Annotated in this window: 27 protein-coding genes and 1 tRNA gene; 8 read left to right on the top strand and 20 right to left on the bottom strand. The window is 68.5% G+C overall.

Annotated features, from left to right (window positions below; genetic code table 11):
• Positions 1-49: 49 nt before the first annotated feature.
• The 3 genes from CSR00_RS12040 to CSR00_RS12050 all read left to right on the top strand — a co-directional run bounded on the left by CSR00_RS12040 (position 50) and on the right by CSR00_RS12050 (position 4,082).
• Complete coding sequence (locus CSR00_RS12040; RefSeq protein ID WP_099022631.1) at positions 50-709, top strand: SGNH/GDSL hydrolase family protein; 660 nt, start codon at positions 50-52, stop codon at positions 707-709.
• 86 nt (positions 710-795) lie between these two features.
• On the top strand, positions 796-1,218 hold the full coding sequence (locus CSR00_RS12045) for an MmpS family transport accessory protein (protein WP_328514706.1): 423 nt from the start codon (positions 796-798) through the stop codon (positions 1,216-1,218).
• Positions 1,215-4,082, top strand: coding sequence for an MMPL/RND family transporter (locus CSR00_RS12050; protein WP_407662430.1), 2,868 nt, complete (start codon positions 1,215-1,217; stop codon positions 4,080-4,082). Before CSR00_RS12045 ends, CSR00_RS12050 begins: the two co-directional genes overlap by 4 nt.
• A gap of 26 nt (positions 4,083-4,108) precedes the next feature.
• Here the strand turns inward: CSR00_RS12050 and CSR00_RS30660 are convergent, their stop codons facing one another.
• The 7 genes from CSR00_RS30660 to CSR00_RS12080 all read right to left on the bottom strand — a co-directional run bounded on the left by CSR00_RS30660 (position 4,109) and on the right by CSR00_RS12080 (position 10,160).
• Positions 4,109-4,285, bottom strand: coding sequence for a hypothetical protein (locus CSR00_RS30660; RefSeq protein WP_176562031.1), 177 nt, complete (start codon positions 4,283-4,285; stop codon positions 4,109-4,111).
• Positions 4,286-4,586: 301 nt separating this feature from the next.
• Positions 4,587-4,925: a hypothetical protein gene (locus tag CSR00_RS12055; RefSeq protein ID WP_099022632.1), complete on the bottom strand. Its 339-nt coding sequence runs from the start codon at positions 4,923-4,925 to the stop codon at positions 4,587-4,589.
• The gene (locus CSR00_RS31245) at positions 4,922-5,848 is read right to left on the bottom strand and encodes a hypothetical protein (protein WP_245905963.1); all 927 of its coding nucleotides are present in this window, start codon (positions 5,846-5,848) and stop codon (positions 4,922-4,924) included. Before CSR00_RS31245 ends, CSR00_RS12055 begins: the two co-directional genes overlap by 4 nt.
• A gap of 1 nt (position 5,849) precedes the next feature.
• Positions 5,850-6,728, bottom strand: coding sequence for a phage major capsid protein (locus tag CSR00_RS12065; protein WP_099022633.1), 879 nt, complete (start codon positions 6,726-6,728; stop codon positions 5,850-5,852).
• Between the two features lie 128 nt (positions 6,729-6,856).
• Positions 6,857-7,348 carry a hypothetical protein gene (locus CSR00_RS12070; RefSeq protein WP_245905964.1) on the bottom strand — a complete coding sequence of 164 codons (492 nt, stop codon included), beginning with the start codon at positions 7,346-7,348 and terminating at the stop codon, positions 6,857-6,859.
• The gene (locus CSR00_RS12075) at positions 7,345-8,706 is read right to left on the bottom strand and encodes a phage portal protein (protein ID WP_099022634.1); all 1,362 of its coding nucleotides are present in this window, start codon (positions 8,704-8,706) and stop codon (positions 7,345-7,347) included. The genes CSR00_RS12070 and CSR00_RS12075 overlap by 4 nt, the downstream gene beginning before the upstream one ends.
• Positions 8,703-10,160 carry a terminase large subunit domain-containing protein gene (locus CSR00_RS12080; RefSeq protein ID WP_099022635.1) on the bottom strand — a complete coding sequence of 486 codons (1,458 nt, stop codon included), beginning with the start codon at positions 10,158-10,160 and terminating at the stop codon, positions 8,703-8,705. The genes CSR00_RS12075 and CSR00_RS12080 overlap by 4 nt, the downstream gene beginning before the upstream one ends.
• Before the next feature lie 14 nt (positions 10,161-10,174).
• Between CSR00_RS12080 and CSR00_RS12085 the strand changes: the two genes are divergently transcribed.
• On the top strand, positions 10,175-10,582 hold the full coding sequence (locus CSR00_RS12085) for a hypothetical protein (protein ID WP_099022636.1): 408 nt from the start codon (positions 10,175-10,177) through the stop codon (positions 10,580-10,582).
• Here the strand turns inward: CSR00_RS12085 and CSR00_RS12090 are convergent.
• From CSR00_RS12090 to CSR00_RS30110, 4 genes are all read right to left on the bottom strand, one after another.
• Positions 10,528-11,055, bottom strand: coding sequence for an HNH endonuclease (locus CSR00_RS12090; protein ID WP_099022637.1), 528 nt, complete (start codon positions 11,053-11,055; stop codon positions 10,528-10,530). The two genes, CSR00_RS12085 and CSR00_RS12090, sit on opposite strands and share 55 nt — an antisense overlap.
• Entirely contained in the window at positions 11,052-11,345 is a 294-nt protein-coding gene (locus CSR00_RS12095) for a hypothetical protein (protein WP_099022638.1), read from the bottom strand. The genes CSR00_RS12090 and CSR00_RS12095 overlap by 4 nt, the downstream gene beginning before the upstream one ends.
• On the bottom strand, positions 11,342-11,650 hold the full coding sequence (locus CSR00_RS12100) for a hypothetical protein (RefSeq protein WP_141564343.1): 309 nt from the start codon (positions 11,648-11,650) through the stop codon (positions 11,342-11,344). Before CSR00_RS12100 ends, CSR00_RS12095 begins: the two co-directional genes overlap by 4 nt.
• A 69-nt stretch (positions 11,651-11,719) precedes the next feature.
• Positions 11,720-12,016 carry a hypothetical protein gene (locus tag CSR00_RS30110; protein WP_141564344.1) on the bottom strand — a complete coding sequence of 99 codons (297 nt, stop codon included), beginning with the start codon at positions 12,014-12,016 and terminating at the stop codon, positions 11,720-11,722.
• 1,194 nt (positions 12,017-13,210) lie between these two features.
• Here CSR00_RS30110 and CSR00_RS12110 point away from each other — a divergent pair.
• Positions 13,211-13,639, top strand: coding sequence for a hypothetical protein (locus CSR00_RS12110; protein WP_141564346.1), 429 nt, complete (start codon positions 13,211-13,213; stop codon positions 13,637-13,639).
• Positions 13,626-14,756, top strand: coding sequence for a tyrosine-type recombinase/integrase (locus CSR00_RS12115; RefSeq protein WP_099022642.1), 1,131 nt, complete (start codon positions 13,626-13,628; stop codon positions 14,754-14,756). Before CSR00_RS12110 ends, CSR00_RS12115 begins: the two co-directional genes overlap by 14 nt.
• Positions 14,757-14,793: 37 nt before the next feature.
• On the opposite strand, the gene CSR00_RS12120 is transcribed toward CSR00_RS12115, so the two are convergent.
• The 3 genes from CSR00_RS12120 to CSR00_RS31015 form a co-directional block, all read right to left on the bottom strand.
• Positions 14,794-14,884 (bottom strand) — tRNA-Ser (locus CSR00_RS12120).
• Positions 14,885-15,231: 347 nt separating this feature from the next.
• Positions 15,232-15,690 (bottom strand): nucleoside deaminase, encoded by a 459-nt coding sequence (locus CSR00_RS31010; protein WP_218014474.1) that lies wholly within the window; start codon positions 15,688-15,690, stop codon positions 15,232-15,234.
• Positions 15,687-16,202: a tRNA adenosine deaminase-associated protein gene (locus CSR00_RS31015; protein ID WP_099022644.1), complete on the bottom strand. Its 516-nt coding sequence runs from the start codon at positions 16,200-16,202 to the stop codon at positions 15,687-15,689. Before CSR00_RS31015 ends, CSR00_RS31010 begins: the two co-directional genes overlap by 4 nt.
• Positions 16,203-16,309: 107 nt before the next feature.
• On the opposite strand from CSR00_RS31015, the gene CSR00_RS12140 reads away from it, so the two are divergent.
• Positions 16,310-17,275 (top strand): prephenate dehydrogenase, encoded by a 966-nt coding sequence (locus CSR00_RS12140; RefSeq protein ID WP_245905969.1) that lies wholly within the window; start codon positions 16,310-16,312, stop codon positions 17,273-17,275.
• Here CSR00_RS12140 and CSR00_RS12145 read toward each other — a convergent pair.
• The 5 genes from CSR00_RS12145 to CSR00_RS12165 are packed head-to-tail and all read right to left on the bottom strand — an operon-like array spanning position 17,217 to position 21,406.
• Positions 17,217-17,810, bottom strand: coding sequence for a putative glycolipid-binding domain-containing protein (locus CSR00_RS12145; RefSeq protein ID WP_099022646.1), 594 nt, complete (start codon positions 17,808-17,810; stop codon positions 17,217-17,219). The genes CSR00_RS12140 and CSR00_RS12145 overlap by 59 nt on opposite strands.
• Positions 17,807-18,607 carry an ABC transporter permease gene (locus CSR00_RS12150; RefSeq protein ID WP_099022647.1) on the bottom strand — a complete coding sequence of 267 codons (801 nt, stop codon included), beginning with the start codon at positions 18,605-18,607 and terminating at the stop codon, positions 17,807-17,809. The genes CSR00_RS12145 and CSR00_RS12150 overlap by 4 nt, the downstream gene beginning before the upstream one ends.
• A complete protein-coding gene (locus CSR00_RS12155; protein WP_099022648.1) occupies positions 18,604-19,332 on the bottom strand; it encodes an ABC transporter permease in 729 nt (242 codons plus the stop codon). Before CSR00_RS12155 ends, CSR00_RS12150 begins: the two co-directional genes overlap by 4 nt.
• Positions 19,333-19,335: 3 nt before the next feature.
• A complete protein-coding gene (locus CSR00_RS12160) occupies positions 19,336-20,433 on the bottom strand; it encodes an ABC transporter ATP-binding protein (RefSeq protein WP_099022649.1) in 1,098 nt (365 codons plus the stop codon).
• A gap of 7 nt (positions 20,434-20,440) precedes the next feature.
• Positions 20,441-21,406, bottom strand: a complete 966-nt coding sequence (locus CSR00_RS12165) for an ABC transporter substrate-binding protein (RefSeq protein ID WP_099022650.1) — start codon at positions 21,404-21,406, stop codon at positions 20,441-20,443.
• A gap of 102 nt (positions 21,407-21,508) precedes the next feature.
• Here CSR00_RS12165 and CSR00_RS12170 point away from each other — a divergent pair, with 102 nt between their 5' ends.
• A complete protein-coding gene (locus CSR00_RS12170) occupies positions 21,509-21,868 on the top strand; it encodes a LapA family protein (RefSeq protein WP_099022651.1) in 360 nt (119 codons plus the stop codon).
• Positions 21,869-22,034: 166 nt separating this feature from the next.
• On the opposite strand, the gene CSR00_RS12175 is transcribed toward CSR00_RS12170, so the two are convergent.
• A complete protein-coding gene (locus CSR00_RS12175; protein WP_099022671.1) occupies positions 22,035-22,838 on the bottom strand; it encodes a transglutaminase-like domain-containing protein in 804 nt (267 codons plus the stop codon).
• Positions 22,839-22,870 lie beyond the last annotated feature (32 nt).

Genomic DNA, 22,870 nt, shown 5'->3' on the forward strand with positions numbered 1-22,870 from the left:
ATATTGCCGACTCAGTAAACCCCCTCCGCGCTCGCCTAGCCTGATATCCATGACCGCTTCCCGTGTGCTGTGCTTCGGTGACTCGCTGACCTGGGGGTGGATCCCCGTCGACGAGGGAGTGCCGACCGAGCGGTACCCCGCCGACGTGCGCTGGACCGGGGTGCTCGCCGAGCACCTCGGCGAGGGATTCGAGGTGATCGAGGAGGGGCTGAGCGCCCGCACCACCTCCGTCGACGACGCCAACGACCCGCGGCTCAACGGATCGGCCTACCTGCCGAGCTGTCTGGCCAGCCACCTGCCGCTGGACCTGGTGATCATCATGCTGGGCACCAACGACACCCAGGCCCCGTACGAGCGCACGCCGCTGGACATCGCCAAGGGGATGGGACTGCTGGTCAACCAGGTGTTCGCCAGCGCCGGCGGGGTGGGCGCGGTCTACCCCGCGCCCAAGGTCCTCATCGTGGCGCCACCGCCGCTGGCCCACATCCCCCATCCGTGGTTCCGGCTGGTGTTCTCCGGTGGGCAGGAGAAGTCCGCGCAGCTCGCCGAGGCCTACGCGGCGCTGGCCTCGTTCCTGAAGGTTCCGTTCTTCGACGCCGGCTCGGTGATCAGCACCGACGGCGTCGACGGCATCCACCTGACCACCCGCAACAACCACGATCTGGGGGTCGCGCTGAGCGAGCAGGTCCGCGCGCTGCTCGACCCCTGACACCGGGCCGCCGACCCCGGGAGAAGAGGATAGGTTAGCCTTAACTCACTTCTGTTCCCGAGGGCGAGGAGCCGGCGATTCTCAGCGTGCTGCAACGGGTGTGGCTGCCGCTCACGTTGGTCGCCGTCCTCGCCGTCGGCGGTCTCACGGTGGCCAGGGTTCGCGGCATCTTCGGCTCGCACACCCTGCCGACCTACGCCGGCAGCATGGCCGACGACACCAACAACTCCGACCCCAAACGCGTGCGCTACGAGATCTTCGGCGCCCCCGGCACCGTCGCCGACATCAACTATCTCGACGCCGACGGCACCCCCATCCAGGTGCCCCGCACCGCGCTTCCGTGGTCGGTCGACGTCGTCACCACCGCCCCCTCCATCCCGGCCAACGTGGTGGCCCAGGGCGACAGCGGGTTCATCGGCTGCCGCATCACCTCCGACGGCGAGATCCAGGACGAGCGCAGCACCTCCGCGGTCAGCGCCTACGTGTACTGCATGGCGAAGTCCGCGTGATCCGGCTTTCCAGGCCTTCCGGGGACCCCGCGCCGTCCACCGTCCACAGGCCCGCGCTGGCGCGCTGGATCCGGCGCCTGGCGCTGCCGATCGTGCTGGGCTGGGTGGCGATCGTGGTGGCCCTCGGCGCGCTGGTGCCGCCGCTGGAGAAGGTCGCCGCGGCCAACTCGGTCTCACTGAACCCCACCGATGCCCCCTCGTTGCAGGCGATGACCGAGATGGGCCGGGTGTTCGGCGAGTCCAATTCCGACAGCATCGCCCTGATCGTCCTGGAGGGCGCAGAACCGCTGGGCCAGGCCGCCCACGACTACTACGACGGTCTGGTGGCACGGCTGCGGGCCGACACCGCCCACGTCCAGAACATCCAGGACTTCTGGGGCGACCCGCTGACCGAGTCGGCCGCGCAGAGCAGCGACGGCAAGGCCGCCTACGTGCAGGTCTACCTGGCCGGCAACATGGGCGAGACGCTGGCCAACGAGTCGGTGGCCGCCGTGCACGACGCCGTCGACGCCGTCGCACCGCCGGCCGGGGTGCGGGTGTACGTCACCGGCCCCGCCGCGCTGCAGGCCGACGTGGTGGACGTCGGGGAGCGCACCGTCGCGCTGATCACCGTCGTCACCTTCTCGGTCATCATCGTCATGCTGCTGTTCTTCTACCGGTCGATCATCACCGTGGCGCTGCTGCTGGTGGTGGTCGGACTGCAGCTGGGGGCGGCCACCGGCGTGGTCGCGTTCTTCGGCAACTTCGGGATCGTCGGCCTGTCGACGTTCGCGGTCAACCTGGTGGTGGCCATGGCCATCGCGGCCGGTACCGACTACGCCATCTTCCTGCTGGGCCGCTACCAGGAGGCGCGCACGGCCGGGGCCGACCCCGAGGCCGCCTACTACGAGATGTTCCGCGGCACCGCCCACGTGATCCTGGGCTCGGCGCTGACGATCGCCGGTGCGGCGTTCTGCCTGAGCCTGACCCGGCTGCCCTACTTCCAGACCCTGGGGGCGCCCTGCGCCGTGGGAATTCTGGTCGCGGTGACCGTCGCGCTGACCCTGGGGCCGGCGGTGATCACGCTGGGCAGCCGGTTCGGCCTGCTCGAACCCAAGCGGGCGATGCGCATCCGGTTCTGGCGCCGCATCGGCACGTCGGTGGTGCGCTGGCCGGTACCCATCCTGCTGTCCTCGCTGGCCGTCGCCCTGGTCGGGCTGGCCGCCCTGCCGTTCTACCAACCCAGTTACGACGACCGGGATTTCATCCCCACCGACATCCCGGCCAACGAGGGCTACATCGCCGCCGACCGGCACTTCTCCTCGGCCACGATGAACCCGGAGATGCTGCTCATCGAGGCCGACCACGATCTGCGCAACCCGGCCGACTTCCTGGTGATCGACAAGATCGCCAAGGCGGTGTTCCGGGTGCAGGGCGTGGCGCGGGTGCAGACCATCACCCGCCCGGAGGGCACCCCGCTGGAGAAGACGTCCATCCCCTTCCTGATGAGCATGCAGGGCGTGGGCATGGAGCAGAACATGAAGCTGATGCTGGACCGCCTCGACGACATGAAGGCCCAGGCCGAGGACCTCACCAACACCATCGCGATCATGCAGCGGACCTACGAGTTGATGTCACAGATGGCCGCCATCACCGACACCACCGTCGCCGACATGACCGACCTGCAGGCCGTCGCCAAGGATCTGCGCGACAGCATGGCCAACTTCGACGACTTCTTCCGCCCCATCCGTAACTACTTCTACTGGGAACCGCACTGCTTCAACATTCCGTTGTGCTGGTCGCTGCGGTCGGTGTTCGACTCGCTGGACGGCGTCAACGTGCTCACCGATCAGATGGACAAGATGATCGCCGGGATGACCGATCTGAACGCGCTGATGCCCGAGATGCTCGCGCAGCTCCCGCCGATGATCGCCACCATGAAGAACATGCAGCAGATGATGCTGACGATGCACTCCACCATGTACGGCATGTACTCCCAGATGCAGGAGATGAGCCAGGGCGCAAACGAAATGGGCAAGGCGTTCGATGCGGCCAACAACGACGACTCGTTCTACCTGCCTCCCGAGGTCTTCGAGAACCCCGACTTCCGGCGCGCCATGGACCTGTTCGTCTCCCCGGACGGCAAGGCGGTGCGGATGATCATCGCCCACCGCGGCGACCCCGCCTCGGCCGAGGCCCTCTCCCGCGTCGAGCCCATCAAGATCGCCGCGATCGAGGCGATCAAGGGCACGCCGCTGGAGGACGCCACCGTGTCGCTGGGCGGGACCGCGGCGACCTACAAGGATCTGGCCGACGGCGCCCGCTACGACCTGGTGCTCGCCGCGATCGCCGCGATCTGCCTGATCTTCACCATCATGCTGCTGATCACCCGCAGCCTGGTGGCCGCGATGGTGATCGTGGGCACGGTGCTGATCTCACTGGGCGCGTCGTTCGGGCTGTCGGTCCTGTTGTGGCAGTATCTGATCGGGCTACCGCTGCACTGGATGGTGATGCCGATGGCGGTGATCATCCTGCTGGCCGTCGGCGCCGACTACAACCTGATGATGGTCGCGCGGTTCAAGGAGGAACTGTCCGGCGGGCTCAGGACCGGCATTATCCGCGCGATGGGCGGCACCGGCTCGGTGGTGACCGCCGCGGGCCTGGTGTTCTCGTTCACCATGGCCTCGATGATCGTCAGCGAACTGCGCACCGTCGGCCAGATCGGCACGTTCATCGGGATCGGTCTGCTGTTCGACACGTTGATCGTGCGCTCGTTCATGGTGCCCTCGGTGGCCGCGATCCTCGGGCGGTGGTTCTGGTGGCCGATCAACGTGCTGAAGGTGGTGCCGCCGCGGCGGGCGGTGCGGGTGCGCCAGGACGCGTAGCCGGTTTCTCGGCCGTGCCTTCCCGCTCAGCGGATCCAGGGGCCCCACGTCGTCCGCAGGTACGGCGCGGCCCCCTGGTTCGTGTCGGGCAGGCGCTCGTCGTCGTCCCCGTCCGTCGGGGCCTCCACCTCCGCGGTGGTGTCCGCGAGGTCGGCGGTGGGCGGCAGGTGGCGGTACGTGGCCCGCGGGTCGCGCTCGGTCATCTCTCCAGTGTCCCGGACGATGTCGGCCTTGGCAGAAAAACGCCCCCTGAACTGGGGTGACAGTCAGGGGGCTATGGCGGTGGCGGAGGGATTTGAACCCTATTCGCAGGTAGGCGGCAAAGGCTGATATGCCGTTCTAGCTGCGGAAACACATCACTGTGAGTCACACTCAATCAGGCAATTTCGTGGGCAAGTGTGGGCAATATGTGGGCACGGGGGCCGTGCTGCGCGACCAGTGAGAGTGGTGGGCCGTTGGTCAAAGCCAGGCCAGGCCGCGCAGCACGGTTGCCTGTGCAGCGCGCTACGTCACGCGCTTGGAGATGAGTTCGTAATGGTGCAGCCGCCCGCGCAGCATGTGCCTCTCGACTGCACCGTCCACGCCGTACGCGATGCCCTGCCACGTCAGGGTCAGGCCGTCGCCGATGTTCTGCGGGATGTCCAGCTGCGGGCCGAGCACCACGCGGTAGCGACTGATGACGTTCACCCGGTCCTCGGACAGCACCTCGCGGGTGTCCAGCGCCACCACCTCGGCGGGCACCACCGTGTCGGTGATGTCCATGACCTCGTTGCCCGAGAGGTCGAACCGGGGCGGGGCGAACGACTTCTCCATCTGCAGCCGCACCCGGTCGTGCAGGATCATGCCGCGCGCTTCCGATACCTGTTCAGCACCGCCTGCTCGGCCAAGGTCCACCCGGCGAACGCGCCCCGGATGCCGGTCGCGCCCACGGTGGTGTCGAGCTGCTCCGGGTTGGCCATCAGCCTGGCCGAGGCGGTGATGATGACGCTGGACAGCTCAGCGTTGGGCACGGCGCCGGTGAAGCCGCGATCCCGCACGTAGGCCCGGACCATCGCTGTGATGACGGGGGTGACCTCGGCGGCCAGCAGCAGCACCTGCGGGTTGTCGGCCTGCCCGAGGAACGCCGCGACTTTCTGGGCAGCCTCGGCCACGCCGGGCAGCGCGCCGGGCTCGGGTTCTGGCTGCGGCTCCGGGTCGGGATCACCGCCACCACCGCCCGCGACGATGGCCAGCGCGCTGGACGCAGAGGCGAACGCCGCGCCGTCCCAGGCGAAGGCGTAGTCCGCTGTGTCGGCGGTGGTGCCGTCGAAGTAGTCGGCCACCGGGCTGTCGTCGTAGTCCACGCGCACCGAGACCAGGCCCATCTGCCCGGCGGTGGGGGTGCGCAGGTACAGCTCCACACCGCTGCCGGACTCCCCGGCACCGATGCTGTCGGTGATGGTGACCCACTGCCAGATACCGCCTGAGACGACGTTGGTCACCAGCTCGCTGGACCCGATGGGCCGCACGCCCATGTAGCACTGGCTGTTCACGGTGATGAGCAGCGCGCTGATAGTGAAGCTGGCGGCCTCTACCGGCACATCGGGAAGCGCGATGGTCGTGATGGTGAATCCAGCCAGCCGATTGGCCATGACGCCGCCACCGATGTCGCGCACGTCCACGCTGCCCGACGACCAGAGGCCCTTGTCGAGCGTGGGGAACGACGGCGTAGAGACCAGGTTGGCGCCAACCTGGTCCCCGTCCGCCGGATCGGTCGGGTACGGCATATCAGGCCGTGATGCCTTCCAGGGTCACGACCGCCTCGGCATTCAGCGGGGCCGCGTCGTAACGCGCCACCACGCGGATCGCCATCTGGTCGTAGTCGCCGAACGTCTGGTCCAGGATTTTCACGGTGGGCGCCAGGTCCCGCGCCACCGCAACCTGACTCGCGTCGAACAGCACCGCCGCCGATTCATCGCTACCGGCGCCGAGGTCCGAAGGGATGCGGTTGGTCACCGTGACGGGATGACCGAGCAGCCGGTAGGCGCCGGCCTCGGTCGGATCAGGCTGCACCATGTACTCGCCGGACCCGGACGCCTTGAGCTTGCGGATCGCCACGAAGTCGCGGGAGGTCATCAGCCAGCGCAGCGCAGCCGGGTCCACATTCGCCGCCAATGCCAGCCCCTCGGCGTCGTGCAGGTCGTCGATGGTGACCGCCCCGACTCCGGTCATGCTCTGGCGCCCGTCGTAGGCCAGGATGCCGGTCGGCACGCTGCCATCGGTGACCGTCGAGGCGATGAACGCGGAATCGAGCGTGGCGGCCACATCGGTGACCAACCGCTGCCGCAGCGCCGCATCCAGCGATACCACCGACTGCCGCGCAAGCTCATTCGAGAACTTCACCAGGCACTTGACCGACTGCATCGTGTCCGGCAACAGCACGACCTCGCCGAACTCGGGGTTCACATCGTCGATCAGCTCGTTTTCCCCATGCCACGACGGGGTGGTCGGCGGCGCCTGCTTGGGAATGCGCACGGCGCTGCCGTTGGTGTCGAAGATCCGCACCCCGGAGGCCAGGAAAACGGAGGCCTGCTCAAGCGGCTGGACCAGGATTTTCTGGACCTGTTCCTGAGTGAGTTCGGTGGTGGTCGTGGTTTCGAGTGCCATGCGGGTGCGCTCCTACGCGAAGGTGGTTCAGCGGATGGTGGTCACGCTGCCCCGCCGGGAGGCCTCACGTAGGAACGGCATCGGGCCGTCGTGGTCAGTGTAGCCGGGCCTTGTCGGCTCGGCTCTGTCTATGCCCGTGACCGCAGCATGTCGGCCAGGTTCACATCGGCGGCCTTGACGCCCCCGGCGCCCTGCCCCACGTCACCGATCACCCGGCGAGACTTCAGGTGCGGTTTCCGTGTCACTAGGTCGTCGATGGCGGCCTTGAGCTTGTCCGGGTCATCCAGGTGGGATTCATCAAACGTCAAGTCAGTGGGGTCCTGCAGCCTGCCGGTGGCAGCGACCAGCGCGCTGTGTAGCCGCTGCGCCAATTGGTCAGCGCGCTGCGCACGTTCGCGGTACCCGGCGCTTTCCTTGCGCAGCTGCTGGACGTATTCGCGCGGGAACTGCTCGGGGTCATCGTCCTCGCCGTCGCCGTCGCCGCCGGTCTCGGTGTCGGCGTCCTGGTCGTGCTCGGTGGCCGTGGCCGTGTCGGCAGGTGGTGCACCGTCTAGGACCTCGGCCTGCTGGTCCTCGGTGATCTGCTGCTCGTCGGTCGTGCTGGTGTTGGGCTGCGTCATGACGCGGTCCTTTCGGTGTCGGTGACCGGCGCGGGCGCCGGACTCACTGGGGTGGTGGTGTTGGTGTCGTCGATGCCGAGGTCGGCGCGCACTTCCTCGCGGGTCAGGATGCCCTCGGCGTGGAGCTTCACCTTGGCGTCGGCCTCTTGCGCCACGGAGCGGGTTGCCGGGTTGGCCCAGCGCACGCGGACCCGGTAGTCGTCGGGGTCGGCCTGATTTTCGACGGCCAGCATCAGGCGACCGACCTGCTCCCAGGCGCGGCCAAACATCTGCTGGCGGGCCTCGGCGCGGGCAGTCAACGATGCCTCGGCGGCGCGCAGCGCGTCCGCAGACGGCGGTGTGTCGGTGAATACGCCGATGTAGTGGCTCGGCAACGCGCTGACCGCCATGATCTGTCCGAGCAGGACGTTGACCGCGTTTTCGTAGCCGGTCATGTCCGCGCCGGACAGCTGCCCGAACTTCGCTTCGGAGTTCTCCGCGATCATGGCGCGGTTGCCCTCCGGGATCGGGTTGGTCGTGCGCACAACGGGTTCCCCGTCAGCATCCAGCACGGGGTTGCCGTCGTCGTCGAGCACGGGTTCTTCCACCAGCTCGATGCCTGTGGCCCAGCGGCGTGGCCGTGCGGTGTACTCCGAGGCCACCATCATGTCGGTGAGCTGCTTATTCAGCGCATCCACTAGCGGCGCCAGGTCGTCAATCTCGGACACTCCACGGCTGCCCGAGTTCGGCAGCAGCGGGTCATCCAGAATCCGGTCAGCGTTGAGCAGTGTTGCCACCGGCACCTGACCAAGCGGGTTGTCGATCACCTCGGTAGCGGTGAAGGACGTTGCGCTCGTTGACTTCCCGACATATTTGGTGATGCTGTCGGGTTCAAACAGCGTTGCGAATGTCCGCTCAGGCACACCCGCCGGGGTCAGCACTTCCCAGCGTTTGACCGCCCGGATCACCTCGCGGCTGCCCGCGTCGATCTGCACCGCCATCTGCCGGGCGCTCTCGATGCTCACCCGTGCCCGCCCGTTGCGGTCGCCCCACACGATGATGTGGCTGCGGCCCAAGGTCAGCGCTTCGCGGTGCGCTACTGGGGCGAGCTGGTCAAGATCGTTACGCAACCACCCGTCCCACACCTGTTCGGCGCCGCTGCCGGTGAAGCCGTTGACCCGTAGGCGCTCGGCCAGCGATGCGACGGCCAGGCGTGGAATGTTCGACGCGATACGGCCCAGCCGGTTACCCAGCGCAGCCTTGGCCTCCGGGCTCAGGAACGCCAACGGTTGGGTGCCCGTGGCGTACTTCTCTAATTGCGCCAGCCGGGCCTGGTCGGCGTCTAGCACTGAAAGCAGCTGTGCTAGTTCATCACTCATGATGCGAAGCTCCTAACTCGCTTACGTGTTCCCTTTGTTGAATGCCATGCCGCCCGGTCGTAGGCCACGATGGCGGCCACCGCCGCGTCGATCTTGCGGGGGCTGCCCCGCTTGTCCTTGCTCACCAAATCTCCCATCGGTGTTCGTTTCGCCACGCAGTGCGCGATATGGGCGGCGAGTCGCTGGTCCCCGTCGTGGGTCACGGTGCGGTCCACCACGGCCTGGTAGAGGCGGTCGGTGGCCGGGGCCATCCGCGATGCGTTCGCCGTATTCCATTCGATGACGCGGCGCTCGCCGTGGCGCTTGGCCCACGCCTCGATCTCGGAACGCCACCCCCATGGGTCGCAGGCCAGCTCGGCTACGTCGTAGCGCGCGAACGCGGCATCGACCGCAGTGCTCACGTCCTCACGCGGCACCCGCCAACGCGGATCGCCGGGGTTCTCCCACAGCCCCTCCACGAACAGGTGGCCGTCCAGCGTGCAGCCGACCAAGGCGGTGGAGTCACCGCTGGCGCTGCCGTCGAACGCCAACACGACACGCTCGCGCGGCACCACCGTGCGGTCAGTCTCGCGGCTCTCCCACAGGCCCCACGGCAGCCAGGCGTCTACCCCGGTGACCCACTGACCCAGGCGCAGCTGCCGGAATACAGGCTCGCGGAGCGTCCGGCGGGCTGCTTCCAGACCGTCCTCCGCTAGGAACGGGTCACGGCATGCCAGCGCCGGGTTAGCCACCCGCCACGCCTTGGGGTCATCAGCGGCGCAGCCCTCCGGTGCAGCGAACTCACGGAAGTAGAACGACGGGTCGTCGCCCCGGCGCCCATGCTCCACCAACCGCCACATCACGCTGTCCGGCGAGCTGGCCGGGGTGCTGATCGCCAGCGTCAGCGACTGCGGGCGCTTGCCCGCCACCGAGGTGACCGCCTCCCACACCGCCTCGGTGACCACGTGCAGCTCGTCCACGATCAGCAGCGACGGGTCATGCCCGTGCAGCGCGCCCGGCTCGGCGGGCAGCGGCAACAGCGTGGCGTCATTCTCCGGGAGGTATAGCCGGTCGGCGTACACCTGGACCCGCTCGGCCAGCTCGGGGCGCAGTTCGACCATCCGCTTCGCGTAGCGCAGGGTGATGTTGGCCTGGCGTTGGTCAGACGCCACCACCAGCACCTCGGCGCTCGGCGCCCCGGCGAACAGCTCGGCAAGCGCCAGCGCAGCGGCCAACATGGTCTTGCCATTGGCGCGCGGGATCGACACCAGGGCCGTACGGCGGCCCGGCGCGAACGCACCCCGGACCAGCTCCCGCTGGAACGGGCGCAGCCGGAACGGCTCGCCCGCACCCCGCCCGCGCGGCGTCACCAGGTACTCACCGATGAACCGTTCACGACGGCGAGCGCGGCCACGGGGATAGCGCGACAGGTCCAGAGGTTCGGCGTCAACGGTGCCCTTGGGTCCGGCCCTCATGTGAGAATCCCGCCATGAGCCGAGCAGACGGAGTCAGCCAAGACACACTCGATGCGCTTGCGGTCCTTACCGCAAGCTACGAGAACGACACCACGTTTGGGACGCTCATCAGCGACATGGCCAACGAAGCCGAGGAGGACACAGAACTGGCCGTGAAATTGCTCGGGCTGGTCAGCGGCATGGCCAGCGTTGGAAAACTGCTGATCGAGTACTGTGCTGATGTCGCCGGAGACGACGATCAGGCTCACGACGTGCTGACCGACGTCGTGCTTGCTACGAGTACAACAACCGCTCCTAAGGTGACGGAACTGCTTACCACTGCAAGGCGCCTTGTCGACTACTGCTGTCAAGTGACCGGTGTCGACCATCAGGGGGTCCTGACTTCGCTCGGAATTGACCTACATACCGGGCCGGATGAGTAACGCAAACTCGGCCTCCGAGCGGGGGTGGGCTCGCCCTGGTCGGGGGCATCCCCCCTGGCTTGTGCAGCGCGCTGCGCGGCCTCTACCCGTTCACGTCCCTTGCGGGTGGGCTTGCGCTTGTGGGCAGCACGGAGGCGTTCCACGACTTGCAGCGCTTCGGCCTCGGTGCAGCCGGTCTGACCGCGCCGCGCGTTGCAGGACCGGCACCGCACTGCCAGGTTCTCGGGCGCATGGACCAGCTCGGGCGCAGCTGACTTCGGAATTACGTGATCTGCGGTCAGATCCTCGGTAGCACCACAGTCTGAGCACCACGGCTGTGCCCGTCTCGCCCGGATGGAGAGCGCTCTCCACACTTGGTCATGGGCGGCTTGACCGGGGCCACGACGGACGCGACAGTCCTTGGGCGTGTGCTCGTCGCAGTAGGTTCCGGTGGCGATGACCTCGCCGCAGGTCGCACATGGGCGCGCAGTCACTCTGCACCTCGCTGGTTGTGCTCGGCGATGTCCAGTTGCAGAAGGGCCTGGCGGTCGAGGTAGGTCGTCGCGTGCTGGCGGTAGCAGGTGCGGGCCAGCGCGACCTGGTCCACCGCCAGGCTCATGATCACGTAGAGCGCGCGGTTGCCAGTGGCGATCTCGCTCACGATGGCGTGCACAGCGTCGTCGTCACCGTGAGCCAGGGCCGCGCACAGGCGGCGACCAGTGGCGGCGTCCCGGCTGGCGCGGGTGACCTCAGCGCGGATGTCATCGGGCAGTTCGGGATTCACGGGATTCTGTCCTCGTCATCGAAATATCGGTCGTATAGCGGGTTCATGGCACGGAGGCCGTAGTCGTTGAGGGCGTCTTCGTTGAGCTGGTCGATCCACGCCTGAAGCGACGAGGATGCCTGCAGGTTGTTGATCTGCTGGCACACGAGGACGAACTCTGCGTTGCTCAGGCCACTGAAGTTGGGCCAGGGCAGGGCCTGCTCTCCGCGCTGGCGTCGATGGCGTTCCGTAGTGATCGCAGCGCGGGCTTGCCGTCCCCACGCGGCGATGCGCGGCGGTTCTGCGCTCGCCAGCGTGTCGGCCAATGCAAGCAGGGTGTCGAGGTCCAGGACGTTGACGTCTCGTAGGTGGGGTATCACTTCGCTCTCCTTCGCTCAGACCACGACCAGCGCGTCGCGGTTGGGGTGCTGGGTGCAGCGGCGCACCTGGTCGCCGTCGTCCACGAGGCCCCGCTCGTCGCACTCATCGCAGTGCGCGATCTGAGTCAGGATGCGCCGGTTGAGTCCGGCGCGCGCTGCGGCGTCCTGGGCGGCGGCCTTCTCTCCGTGCTCACGGACCGCTTGGCACTGACGGCACGGCGCGGTCGTTCCCTCCGGGTGGCGCTCGCATCGAGGTGGTGGGGGCGGCCACGGTAGAGGTGGAGGCTCGGTCTCGGCTTTGCTATTGCTCACGACCTTGAGCCTGGGAGGAGAGGTGGGCGCGGACGCGCCTTCTCTCTCTTCTCTCTCTTTCTCATATAGAGGTGCACTCGCCGCTACGGGCACACAGTCCGCCGCTGCGGGCGCGTGGTTCGCCGCTACGGGCGAATAGTCCGCCGCTAGCGGCGAATCGCAGGTCAGAGGCTCGCCCCTATCGGCAAATCGCAGGTCAGAGACGTTTGTGCGGTACGCCAGCCGCCGATTGTCCAACGGCGGCAGGTTGTTTGCTAGAAGCGCGCCAGCGCGTTTCAGCTTGGCGATGGATGTGCGTATCGACTTCACCGAAAGCCCGATCTCTTGGGCCATATCTGCGTGCGACACCCGCCACCAGGTCTGACCGTCGTGCACCTCAAGGCCGTCCCCTGTCGGCCTCTGGCACCGAAACCGGACGTGGGCGAGCACCAGGGCCGCATCACCTCCGTGGGCTGAAATCTCGGCTGGCCGTGCCATGACGAACTCCGTGCGCGGCATTGCGTCACCGCCTCATCCCCGCGCGCGCTGGCCGGCCTGTCGGCAGCAAGGCATACACTTGAAGGCGCCTTTCGTGAGGTTGGAAGCCGCCTGGCAGTGCCCATTGAGCCAGGCGGTTTCTGTTGTTTCCGGTCATGCTGTGGCGGCTCGCTTATCGGTGCGAGTCTGGGTGCGCTCAGAAACCCACCGCTCGATGTCTTCCCAGCGGTAACGCACCTGGCGCCCCGTGATCTTGACGAAAGGTGGCCCATCGCCGGTGTACCGCAGTTGGGCGGCTTGACCTCGGGTAACGCCCGCGAAAGTGCAGAAGTCGTCAACGGTGGCGAGGGGCCGCGTAGCAGCTTCCATGTGCCCGGTTCTCCCTGTCGTGGATTGCAGCCTTGTAATTACAAGGCATGTGAACAGAGTGGTCCTGATGGCCGTAGTTGTCAAGCCTCGCGTCTACAAGTAGTGTGATGCAGCATGACGGAGCGGACGCCTCCACCGGCGCCAATCGCGCACGTAGTAGGCCGCAACGCGCGAGCGCTTCGGGGACAGCGCCGCGCCGACGACGTGGCCCGGGCCGCGACTGCAGCGGGTCTCAAGTGGGGTACTGGCCGCATCGCAGACCTTGAGGCTGGCCGCGTAAGCCCCACCCTGCCAACACTTCTCGCGCTGTGCCAGGCATTCGGGGATCTCACCGGCGAGCGTGTCGGCATGGCCGATCTACTCGCCGGCGAGGGCCGCGTCATCATCGGGGAGCACTCGTCCGCTGATCTTGCAGAGGTGCGCTCGGCAGTGAATGGCACGCCCGTCACGTTCGACCAGTCAGCAGTGCCCACCGACGACCAGCTTGTCGCCGACTATCTCGCCAACCGCCCGGAGTGGGTTGCTGAAGTCGGACCGGAAGAACGTGCTCAGCTGTGGCGGGTGTGGACGGCCTACGGCGAGACCGAGGAACGGGCGGCACGCTCCCTCGGCGTAGACAAGCCGGCGCTGGCCACCGCAATGGCCCAGCTGTGGGGACGCACGCTGTCCGCTCAGCGCGACCACCTCGCAGGCCCCGACGCCACCCCGCAGAAACGGGGCCGCGTCGCTCGGCAGCTCAAGACAGACCTCCGAAGGGTGCTCGATGGCGACCATTAGCAAGTACCAAACACGCACCGGCACAACTCTTTACCGCGTCCGATACCGCACACCCGATCACCGGCAGACCGACCGGCGAGGATTTGCGACAAAGAAGGCAGCCGAGGCGTTCGCTGCCGAGGTTGAGGTGTCGAAGCTACGCGGCGAGTACATCGCCCCCACCCTGGGCAGGATCACCGTCGCCGAGGTGGCGACCGATTGGCTCACCCGCAAGGAACACGCGACGGCACCGAGCAACTACCGGATGATCGAGTCGGCTTGGCGGGTCCACGTCAAACCCCGCTGGGGCGCCGTCAGCGTGGCCGACGTGGACGTGCTCGCTATCGAAGCGTGGGTCACCGGGATGGTGCGCAAGGGCGCGGGTGCCACGACCGTGCTCCGGGCGCATGGCGTCCTGTCGGGCATCCTCGGCGACGCGGTGAAGGCCAAGCGACTGGCCGCAAATCCTGCGAAGGGTATCGACGGGCTGCCCCGCAAGACGGCCAAGCGGCGGGTGTACCTGTCCGCTGAGGATGTGCATCGACTGGCCGACGAGTCCGGCGAGCACCGTGCCCTGGTGCTGACGCTGGCCTACACCGGTGTCCGGTGGGGCGAGGCTGTCGCGCTGCGCGTGCGTGATGTGGAGTTCTTGCGGCGCCGGTTGAACGTCCACGAGAACGCGGTACAACTGGGCGTCGACCACGCCGTGGGCACGACCAAGGGACGCAAGTCTCGGTCCGTGCCGGTGCCCACGTTCGTGCTCGATGAGTTGTCAGCGCAGTGCAAGGACAAGGGGCCAGCCGATCTGGTGTTCGGATCGGATGGCGAGTACCTGCCTCGGCCCAAGTCAACGGGTGGGTGGTTCGCCGGGGCCGTCAAGCGGGCCAAGGTGCAGAGCATCACGCCCCACGATCTGAGGCACACGTGTGCGTCGCTGTCCATCAGCGCCGGGGTCAACGTCCTCGCTCTACAGCGGATGCTCGGACACACCAGCGCCAAGGTCACGCTCGATACCTACGCGGACCTGTTTGACGACGATTTGGACGCCGTTGCGGTCACGCTGCACTCCCGATATTCACGCAAGAGTGTGGGCAAAACGTGGGCACAGGGTGGGCAGGCCGCTCCGCAGCAAACATGAAAATAGCCCCTCACCTGGATCGCAGGCACAGGGGCTATGGCGGTGGCGGAGGGATTTGAACCCTCGGAGGGGGGTTACCCCTCACACGCTTTCGAGGCGTGCTCCTTAGGCCGCTCGGACACGCCACCGTGTGGCAGCTTACCGGTCGAGGCCAGCTGGCCATAATCGCCAGGGCATGGGCGGCTCGGCCCAGCCGCACCGAGTGTGCGTCCAGGACGACGTCCAACACCGTTCCCCGTCCCCCGCGCACCGAGTGTGCGCCCAGGACGAAGTCCAGCGCCGGGCCCCGGTCCCCGCGCATCGAGTGTGCGCGCAGGACGCTTCGCAGCGACGACACCCGTCCTGGGCGCACGCTCGGTGCCGCCAGGACGGGTTGGGCTCAGGACAAGGGCCGCAGTGCCGGGCAAGTGAGCCGGGCAAGTGAGCCTGGGAAGTGAGCCTGGCAAGTGAGCCTGGCAGGTGAGCGAGGGGCAACTCAGCGCTGGCGGGCGAAGAACTGCTCCAGGGGTGCGGCGCACTCGGCCTCCAGGACGCCGCCGCGCACCTGCGGGCGGTGGGTCAGCCGGCGATCGCGCACCACGTCCCACAGCGAGCCGACGGCCCCGGTCTTGGGTTCCCACGCCCCGAACACCACCCGTGCCACCCGCGCCATCACCAGTGCTCCGGCGCACATGGTGCACGGCTCGACGGTCACCGCCAGCGTCGCCCCCTCCAGCCGCCAGCCGTCGCCGTGGACCGCCGCGGCCGCGCGCAGCGCCAGGATCTCGGCGTGGGCGGTGGGATCGCCCAGCTGCTCGCGGGCGTTGGCGGCCCGGGCCAGCTCGGCGCCCGAGGCGTCGAGCACCACCGCCCCGATCGGCACGTCGCGCGGACCGGCCCCGGCGGCCGCGGCCAGGGCCATGCGGATCAGCGCCTCGTCGGTGTCCCGGGTCACCGGTCCAGGCGGTCGAGCACCGCGGAGAGTTCGTCGGCGAACCCCATCTCGCGCGCGATACGGCCCAACTGCTCGTCCGGGTACAGGTCCGACTCGGAGATGATCACCCCCAGCACCCCCTCGGGCAGGCCCAGATCGGCGAGCACACCCAGGTCGCCCTCCTCGAACGGGTCGGAGTCCTCCAGCTCGTCCTCGTCGACGTCGACGTCGAGGCTTTCGAGCACCTCGTAGGCGATGTCGTAGTCCAGGGCGGCGGTGGCGTCCGAGAGCAGCAGCCGCAGCCGGCCCGGGGCCGGGCGCACGATGACGAAGAATTCGTCGTCCACGTCGAGGAGGCCGAACACCGCTCCGGCGCTGCGCAATTCACGCAGTTCGGTGTCCGCGGCCGTCAAGCTGGTCAGCGCTGCCTGCTTCATCGGGTAGCACCGCCAGTTGCCGTCCTCCCGGACGACGGCGACCCCGAATCCGTCCGGGGTGTCGACGTCTGGCGCCGCGGCCCGTTGTGGTCCCATGGGCGCATACGCTAGTCCCCTCCCAGGCCCGTTGACCAGGCGTTCCCCTGCGGCTCTGCTGGATGTGCCAACCTTGCCGGGTGACCTCCTCATTCGTTGACACCCCGGTGTGCGTGCTGGGGCTGGGGCTGATCGGCGGCTCGCTGATGCGAGCGGCCGCCGCGACGGGTCGCGAGGTGTTCGGCTACAACCGCTCGACCGACGGTGTGCTGGCCGCCCGCGGCGACGGTTTCGACGCCTCCACGGAGCTGACCGAGGTGCTGGCCCGCGCCGCCGCCGCCGAGGCGTTGATCGTGCTGGCGGTGCCGATGCCGGCGCTGGCCTCGCTGCTGGGCCAGATCGCCCACAGCGCCCCGGCCTGCCCGTTGACGGATGTGGTCAGCGTCAAGGGCCCGGTGGTCGAGCAGGTGCGCGCGGCCGGACTGCTGGACCGCTTCGTCGGCGGACACCCGATGACCGGCACCGCGCACTCGGGGTGGACGGCCGGGGATGCCGCGCTGTTCAGCGCCACCCCCTGGGTGCTCAGCGTCGACGAGCACGTGGACCCCGGTGTCTGGGAGCTGGTGATGCACCTGGCGCTGGACTGCGGCGCGTTCGTGGTGCCGGCGCGCTCCGACGAGCACGACGCCGCGGCCGCGGGGATCTCGCACCTGCCGCATCTGCTGGCCGAGGCGCTGGCCGCCACGGCGGCCGACATCCCGCTGGCGCTGGCGCTGGCCGCCGGCTCGTTCCGCGACGGGACGCGGGTGGCGGCCACCGCGCCGGACCTGGTGCGGGCGATGTGCGAGGCCAACCGAACCCAGCTGGTGCCGGTGCTCGACCGCGCCGTCGCCCTGCTCCGCGAGGCCCGTGACTCGCTGCACGGGCAGGCCTCGGTGGGCGAACTGGTGGAGGCCGGGCACGCCGCGCGTGCCCGCTACGACAGCTTCCCGCGGTCGGAGATCACCGGGGTGCACGTCGGCGACCGCGACTGGCGCGACGAGCTGGCCGCGGCCGGGCGGGCCGGCGGGGTGATCAGATCCGCTCTGCCAGGCCCGGATAGTCCAACAGGAAGCCGTCGGCGTCGACGGTGATGGTGGTGTCGGCCACCGGGGAATGCACCGTGATGCCCTCGGGGCCGCTGGTGTACCCGATGGTGGCGGGTTTGACCTCCAGTTCGGGCAGCCACACGTACACCATCGGCAAACTCACCGATTCCGCACGCTGATAGAGCCCGGTGCGCCGGATCGGCAACGCGTTGAAGAACGGGCTGAACACCACATCGACATCCAGGGCACCGTCGAAGTCGGCACGCATGGTCTGGCCGGAATGGTCCTGCACCAGCCACATATTCTCTTCGTCACGGGCGATGGACAGCTGTCGTTCCCGTTCGGCCATCGTCACCGTCAGCGACAGGCGTTTCGTCCCGCCGGACTCGTCGGTGACCAGGTCATAGGATGCGCTGAACGCCTGGCTGGTGTCGGTGGCGGCGGAAACGATGCGCCCGTAGGCCTTGATGCGGTTGCCGGACAACTGCACCCGCACGGACTCCATGCGCGCAACATCGTGTGCGCGCCAGGTCAGGATCGCCGGCCAGGCGCTCTCGGTCGGAGCATTGGCTGCACTCACTCGTCTACCGTATGCGACCGGTCGCCGTGTTCGTACCCCGGTGGGGAAGGTCCACCGATCTGTGATCTGACCGGCACCCGCGACTCCAGTGAGACCTCGTCGTCGAGCAACGGCTGCGGCAGGGTCCCGAAGGACCGCAACCGCCCCGAACCCGGCACCGACAGCCACACGGCGAACGCCAGTGCCGCGTCGAGCAGCAACGCCAGCGCCGTCACCATCAGCGCCCCCACCAGGGCGATGTGGAACTGGCGCACCTTGATGCCGTCGATGAGATAGCGGCCCAGTCCGCCCAGGCTGGCGTAGGCCGCGACCGTGGCCGTGGCGACCACCTGCAGCGTCGCGGTGCGCAACCCGCCCAGGATCAGCGGCATCGCGATCGGGGTCTCCACCCGCAGCAGGATCCGGCGCTCGGTCATGCCCATCGACCGGGCCGCGTCGACGACCGGCGGGTCGACATTGGCGATACCCGCGTAGGTGCCGGCCAGCAGCGGCGGGATGCCCAGCAGCATCAGCGCCACCGTCGGAGGCACCAGCCCCAGTCCCCACAGCAGGACACCGAGCAGCAGCACACCCAGGGTGGGCAGGGCGCGCAGCGCGTTGACACCGGTGACCACCAGGAAGGTGCCCCGGCCGGTGTGGCCGATGAGCATGCCCAGGGGGACGGCGATGATCGCCGAGGCGACCACCGCCAGCGCGGTGTACTGCAGGTGTTCCAGGATGCGCGCGGTCAGCCCGGACGGGCCCGACCAGTTGGCCGCGGTGAAGATGAACGACAACGCCTGCTGCAGGAAGTTCACGCGGGCACCCCGGCACGGTCGTCGGCCCCGGCAGCCCCGGCGTCGGTGTCGTCAGTGTCGTCGGTGTCGTCCCCGGCCGCATCGGTTCCCCGGCCGGTGCGCGTCCACGGGGTCAGGGCCCGCCCCGCCAGCATGATCAGCGTGTCGACGACGATCGCCAGCACGAAGATCGCGATGATCCCGGCGACGATCTGGTCGCTCTTGTCGGCCTGGTAGCCCTCGGTGAACCAGGTGCCCAGCCCGCCGATCCCGATCACCGAACCGACCGACACCATCGAGATGTTGGTCACCGCGATCACCCGCAGACTGGCGACGAGCACCGGGATCGACAGCGGCAGTTCCACTTTCACCAGCCGGGTCAGCGGGCGGTAGCCCACGGCGGTGGCGGCGTCACGCACGTGTGCGGGCACCGCGTCGAGCGCCTCGGGGACCGCCCGCACCAACAGCGCGGTGGTGTAGAGGGTCAGCGCGACGATGACGTTGGCCTCGTCGAGGATGCGGGTGGGGATGATCAGCGGCAGCACGACGAACAGCGCCAGCGAGGGAATCGTGAAGATGATGCTGGCGGTCACGGTGGTCAGCCGCCGCAGCACCGTGGTGCGCTGCACCGCGGCGCCGAGCGGGACGGCGATCAGCAGCCCGAGCACCACCGGGATCAGCGACAGCCGCAGGTGGATCACGGTGAGCACCCAGGCGTCGTCGAGGTGGGTCAGCAGGTAGTTCACGGGTCAGCCCCGCCGCTGCCGGTCCAGGGCGGCCAGCACCTCGTCGGAGCGGATCCCGCCGGTCACCACCCCGTCGGCGTCGACGGCCACGCCCACCGACGCCGGCGAGGACAGGGTGGCGTCCAGCGCCTGGCGCAGGGTCCCGCCGGGCCGGAACAGGGACCCGCCGGCGATGGTGCTGTCGTAGAGCGATGCCCCGTCGCGGTGCACCGCCACCCCGTCGGCGTTGACCCAGCCGTAGGGCGCACCGCCGTTGCGGGTGACCAGCACCCAGTCGCCGGGTGCGAGGCTCAGCGCGTCGATCCCGGTTTCGTCGACGGTGCGGATGTCGTGCAGGGGGACCCCGTCGACACCGAAGAACTGCAGGCTGCGGTAGCCGCGGTCGGCCCCGATGAAACCGGAGACGAAGTCGTTGGCGGGGTTGGACAGCAACCGCGCCGGCGGGTCGTATTGCTGCAGCGCCCCGCCGGGACCGAACACCGCCACCCGGTCGCCGAGCTTGACCGCCTCGTCGATGTCGTGGGTGACGAACACGATGGTCTTGTGCAGGTCGGCCTGCAGACGCAGGATCTCGGCCTGCAGCTCGTCGCGCACCACCGGGTCGACCGCCGAGAACGGCTCGTCCATCAGCAGGATCGGCGGGTCGGCGGCCAGGGCGCGGGCCACCCCCACCCGCTGCTGCTGACCGCCCGAGAGCTGCGCGGGGTAGCGGTGGCCCAGCTTCGGGTCCAGACCCACCCGCTCGAGCACCGCGTAGGCGGCTTTGCGGGCGGACCGCCGGGACTGTCCGCGCAGCACCGGCACCGTGGCGACGTTGTCGATGACCCGCTGATGCGGCATCAGGCCGGCGCTCTGGATGACGTAGCCGATCCCGAGCCTCAGCTTGACCGGGTCGACACCGGCGACGTCGGCGCCGTCGACGGCCACCGTCCCGGAGGTGGGGTCGATCATCCGGTTGATCATCCGCATCGAGGTGGTCTTGCCGCACCCCGACGGACCGACGAACGCCGCCAGCTTCCCGGTCGGCACCTCCAGGGTGAGATCGTCGACGGCCACGGTGCCGTCCGGGTACCGCTTGGTGACGTGGTCGAAGGTGATCATCGCCGGGTCACCCGGTCGGCAGCGGTTGGTCGAAGCCGTGGTCCCGAATCCATTGGCGCGCAGCCTCGTCCGGGTCGATCCCGGAGTTGCCCGACACGGCGGTGTTCAGGTCGATCAGTGCCCGGGTGGTCAGTTTGGCCGACACCGCGTCGAGCACCGTCTTGAGGGTGTCGGACTTCTTCTGCGAACTGACGACCGGCACGACATTGGCGGCCAGGAAATTGTTCTTGGGATCCTCGAGCACCACCAGGTCGTTCTGCGGGATCGCCGGGGACGTGGAGAAGATGTCGGCCGCGGTGACCGTGCCGTCGACCAGGGCGCGCACGGTGGCCGGCCCGCCGCCGTCGCTGATGGCGACGAAGTTCTTCTCCGGGATGTCCAGCCCGTACTTCTCCTTCAGCCCGGGCAGGCCCTCGGCGCGGTTGAGGAACTCCGAGGGGGCGCCGAACTTGACCTCCGCGGAGTGCTCGGCCAGATCGCCGATGGTCTTGAGGTTCCACGTGCGCGCGGTCTCGGCGGTGACGGCCACGGTGTCGGTGTCGGAGGCCTCCGAGGGCACCAGCATCGACAGGTCTCCGGGCAGCACCCGGAACAGCGCCAGCTCCACGTCGGTCGGGCTCGTCGCGGTGGTCTCCGGATCGAAGTACTGCAACAGATTGCCGGTGTATTCGGGGACCAGATCGATGGAGTGGTCGCGCAGCGCGGGAATATAGGTCTCACGGCTGCCGATGCCGAACTGGCGAGACACCGTGAAACCGTTGGCCTCCAGGGCCTGGGCGTAGATCTCGGCGATGATCTTGGACTCGGGGAAGTCCGCGGAACCAACCGTGATCGTCGTCAGGTCCCCCGAGACCGGTCCACCACCGAGCGGATTGGCGCTCCCGCAGGCCCCCAGCAGCACGGTCATGCAGCCGACGACGAGAACCACCGCCGCCATCCGCACGCCCCGCACGCGTCGTCGCAGCGTGGTCATCGTCCCGACAGTATCGGCATTCCGCGGCGATCGCCGATCTTTGGCCGACATGCGGCGGCGCGCGGGGTTTGTTTCCTCCGGCGAGCGGGGAACAATACGACTATGAGCAGCGACACGCCCGCCTCCCCGCCACCGGGAAAACCGGGCGGCAAGCCCGCCGGCCCCAAGCCCCCGGAACCGGGGAAGAAGCAGCCGGAGGACGCGGTCAAGTTCACCCGCGCCGCGGCGCTGTGGGGTTCGCTCATCGCCGGTTTCCTGATCCTGATCATCCTGCTGATCTTCATCGCCCAGAACACCGAGTCGGCGGAGTTCGTCTTCCTGGGTTGGCACTGGAGCCTGCCGTTGGGGGTGGCGATCCTGTTCGCCGCCGTGGCCGGTGGGCTGCTCACCGTCGCGGTCGGCGCGGTGCGCATCTTCCAGCTGCGCCGGGCGGCCAAGCAGAACCTCAAGGCCGGGCTGTAGGCGCGACCGGGAACTCCCGCCCCGCGCTCACCGTCAGCCTGTCGTTACCGCGAGAAAGGCCGAGTAGACGTCGCGATAACGACAGCTTGGCGGCCCGAGACTGCCAACCCCGGACGCCGGGCGCGGGTGCTTCGCGCCCGGCGCAGCGATCTCAGCGGATCGACACTCAGCGGATCGAGACGACGTCGTCGACGTGGTCGGTGGGTAGCTCCCCGTCGACGACGGCGGTGACCACCGCGGAGTTGAGGGTGATCGCACCGCGGTGGTTGTCCAGGAACGCGGTGTCGGCGGCGTCGCGGCCGGTGGCGATGCGCAGCACGGTCTGCCGCGGCGCCAGACACGTCGCGTCCACCACCCGCCAGTGCCCGTCGACGAACGCCTCGGCCACCGCGTGGAAGTCCATCGGATCGCAGCCCGGCGCGTAGACCGCCACCAGGCGCGCGGGAACGTAGACCGCCCGCAGCAGCGCCACCACCAGGTGCGCGTAGTCGCGGCACACCCCGGCCCCGGCCAGCAGGGTGTCGGCGGCACCGTCGATCGGGTCGCTGGAGCCGGGCACGTAGTCCAGCCGGGTGCCCACCCAGGAGGACACCTTCTCCAGCAGCGTCGCCGAGTCGGCGTACTCACCGAACTCGGTGGCCGCGAAGCCGAAGAACTTGTCGGCTTCGGCGTAACGGCTGGGACGCAGATAGGTGATCAGGTCGATCTCCTCGACCGGGGCGGGATCGGCCTGCCCGATCACGCTCGCGGAGTAGCTCGCCTTCAGATTGCCCACACCGGCGTCGAACTTGTGGATTCGGTTGCCGTGCATGCCGGTGATCTCGGTGGCATCAATCTTCTTGCCGTTCAACATGAACGACAGCGACTCGACCACCTCGGCGCCGGGCTGCGGCGCCACCGCGATCTGGAATTCGAGGGTGGTCTCGGCGTTGATGTCCACGTCGATCTCGGTGCTCACGTCGCGCTTCAGCGCGGCGGGCTTCTTGTTTCGGAATCTCAAGG

This window comes from Mycolicibacterium palauense (assembly GCF_002592005.1).
Classification (GTDB): Bacteria; Actinomycetota; Actinomycetes; order Mycobacteriales; family Mycobacteriaceae; genus Mycobacterium; species Mycobacterium palauense.